We start from the raw sequence: 2,610 nt of genomic DNA, 5'->3' as shown, positions 1-2,610 counted from the left end.
GGAGCTTGGACGTGTAATCCGGACATTGTTTCTTCTGGAGTATGTCAGCAGTGAAGAGTTACGCAGAATGATCCAGGGGCAACAAATAAATGTGAAAGTTTTAATAAATTTGTGCAGTGGGTTTATTTTGCAGCCAGTACACTCGAAGAAAATGTACGGGATAAGCAAGTTGAAGATTATTAAATACAATCACCTCATTGCCAATTTGCTGATTTTTCATAATTGCCACTCAATGACAAAGGCACTTAAAGAACTACAAAGTGAAGGAATGGAACTTGCCAGGTCCCTTGCGTATCTTACGAACTCATTTATCCGGACATTATCCAGTACATTATATAAACATGGATATGCCCTTGCGGCCACGTTGTTGCGACGTCTTCTGGTGGAAGACGCGATTAATCAGGCGAAAAGCAAATATTACAGCTATGCCGTTTCCGATATGAAAAAAGCGATTGATTACAGTGAAGATCTGGAAGATGGCCCGCAGTTCCCGGGAACTGAAAGCTACCTCAGGACACTCTACGAACAACACAAGCGTAAAACGTCACTCTGGCCGTTGATGGCAGAGAAAATTCAGGGATTATCGGTGGGGAAAGACGGAATTTGCTACAAAAGGAGCCAGTCATGACCAGACAGGAATTATATGACTATGCGGTGTCATTGCTGGCAAAAAAGAATTACGCATCTGGTGATATGTACCGGCAGTTGACCCGACTGACCGAAAAAACAGAAGACGCGGAACGTGTTTTACGGCTTCTGACTGATAATCATTATCTTAATGATGTTCAATTTTCTGCTTATCTTTTTGACAAACATGTTAAGAAACTACATGGCCCCACACGGATAAAGCAGGAGCTTCGGCAGAAAGGATTTTCACAAGCGCTGATAGAGCAGGAACTCGAAAAGAGCAATATTGACTGGTATGCATTAGCAAAAGAAGCCAGAGTCAGGATGTTTGGTGAAATGTTACCCACTGACCGAAGGATAAAAACAAACAAATCAGGAACCTTCAGTACAAGGGGTTTGCGATGGATATGATATTTGAACCGTTAAGCTAATCACAGCTGCAAATGCATGTTTCTCTCGTGTGGGGCGGAGCATGCATTTGTGTCAATAAATAGTTATAACCACTGGTAACTATATAACTTTTAGGCTTATTGCCAAATATTAACGAATCCTTACGGTCATCCAAAATCAGAGGTCATGCACGATAAGATCATCGGTTGGTATCTGACGATCCATCACTACCACTAAATCTGCGTCACGACCCAATTTTGGAAATAAGCCCCCTTATTTGCTAACAATGAATGTGGAATAAAATAAAACTGTCTTTATTCTGTACGGCTCAGTAAAGTAACAGCCATCACCTGATTCTTTTTGACTAGTAGGTTTGGGGCAATATGTAGTTGCAGACATACAAAGAAGAACGAACGGAATAAAATTCGCTATATAAGAATTTATTCCGGGCATGCGTTCTCGGGAGTAAATAAACTCATCATTAATCACAGGGGGGGCGTATATATAATTGGGGTTAGCGATAATTGGTGGTGTACTGTTCGTTGTGTACCTTCTGACTCCTCTAATAGAACTGGCAGGAATAGGACCATGTGATATCCACTCAGATTGTCTCATTGCATCATTCACTCCGGCGGTATAATTACTCGCAATTAGGGAATCTGCCATATTATAAAAATGCTCTCCAGAGTCAATAATATAGACATATGTAACTCTTTGAGTTGGACTCAGGAGCCGTTGGGCATAATGTTCTGCATATTCTGAATCTGTACTGACAGAAATAAAAGAACTATTTCCTTGTCCATGTCGACAACTAATCCCCCGAGAATGGTCTCTAATACTCGTGTTATTACCAAGATTTGAAAATCCATTGGCAAATATTTCCGTTTCATTCCGTGTGTCTACTCGATAAAATACTCCTTTATTTGGCACATTATAAGCAAGTAGATTGTTAGAAGAAAAAACCAAAATTAATGTAATTAATGTCTTTGTCTTTGTCTTTGTCTTTGTCTTTGTCTTTGTCTTTGTCTTTGTCTTTGTCTTTGTCATTTTAAAACCTTTTTATATAAAATATATGATAGGTTGTTTTTTTTTGATGAACCATGAATGCAAGTGAAATGGCTTTATTTATATTATTTAAATGAAAAACAGGAGAAGCAAGAAAATAGAGACTGTGGATTGTACTGAGGTGAGGGTAATGTTGATGAATCCTCTGGTTGAGAATTGTTAATATTTATTAATGATGAGCCAATTAATAAGTTAGGTAAGTTGCTAACATACAAGGCTGAATGGTCTGGTCGTTCTGTCGTTGCCATCGATCAGTTTTTCCCCTCGTCTAAAAGGTGTCACTGTTGCGGGTATACATTGCCTAAATTGGCGTTAAATGTTCGGTCTTGGGTATGCCCTGAGCGCAATGCTGACCATGACCGTGATATTCACGCCGCCAAGAATATAAAAGCCGCTGGTCTAGCGGTGTTAGCCTTTGGAGAGTCTGTAAATCCTAAACTGCATCAAGCGGCTTAGGTTGGACTCTGTGAATTGGGACTCCTCGCCGTTTACGGCGGGAATTCCCAATTCACATGATTTACCATTTCT

3 protein-coding genes and 2 pseudogenes are annotated in these 2,610 nt (G+C 40.0%); 4 read left to right on the top strand and 1 reads right to left on the bottom strand.

Features of this window, described 5'->3' with window-relative positions; genetic code table 11:
* The 3 genes and pseudogenes from J5224_RS24800 to J5224_RS35860 form a co-directional block, all read left to right on the top strand.
* On the top strand, nucleotides 1-628 hold a 628-nt coding region (locus J5224_RS24800), incomplete at its 5' end, for a transposase (RefSeq protein ID WP_264627878.1).
* A pseudogene (locus J5224_RS35865) lies at nucleotides 625-855 on the top strand (regulatory protein RecX); the annotation flags it as partial. The gene J5224_RS24800 and the pseudogene J5224_RS35865, both read left to right, overlap by 4 nt.
* A 143-nt stretch (nucleotides 856-998) precedes the next feature.
* Nucleotides 999-1,058, top strand: coding sequence for a hypothetical protein (locus J5224_RS35860; RefSeq protein WP_413544721.1), 60 nt, complete (start codon nucleotides 999-1,001; stop codon nucleotides 1,056-1,058).
* A 232-nt stretch (nucleotides 1,059-1,290) separates the two neighbouring features.
* Here J5224_RS35860 and J5224_RS24790 read toward each other — a convergent pair whose 3' ends face one another.
* The gene (locus J5224_RS24790; protein ID WP_264627876.1) at nucleotides 1,291-2,064 is read right to left on the bottom strand and encodes an enterotoxin A family protein; all 774 of its coding nucleotides are present in this window, start codon (nucleotides 2,062-2,064) and stop codon (nucleotides 1,291-1,293) included.
* 219 nt (nucleotides 2,065-2,283) lie between these two features.
* Between J5224_RS24790 and J5224_RS24785 the strand changes: the two are divergent.
* Nucleotides 2,284-2,538 (top strand): annotated as a pseudogene (locus J5224_RS24785) (zinc ribbon domain-containing protein); the annotation flags it as partial.
* Between the last annotated feature and the right edge of the window lie 72 nt (nucleotides 2,539-2,610).

The sequence above is a fragment of the Candidatus Symbiopectobacterium sp. NZEC135 genome, from assembly GCF_025962695.1.
This window is presented reverse-complemented; position numbering and strand designations above follow the sequence as displayed.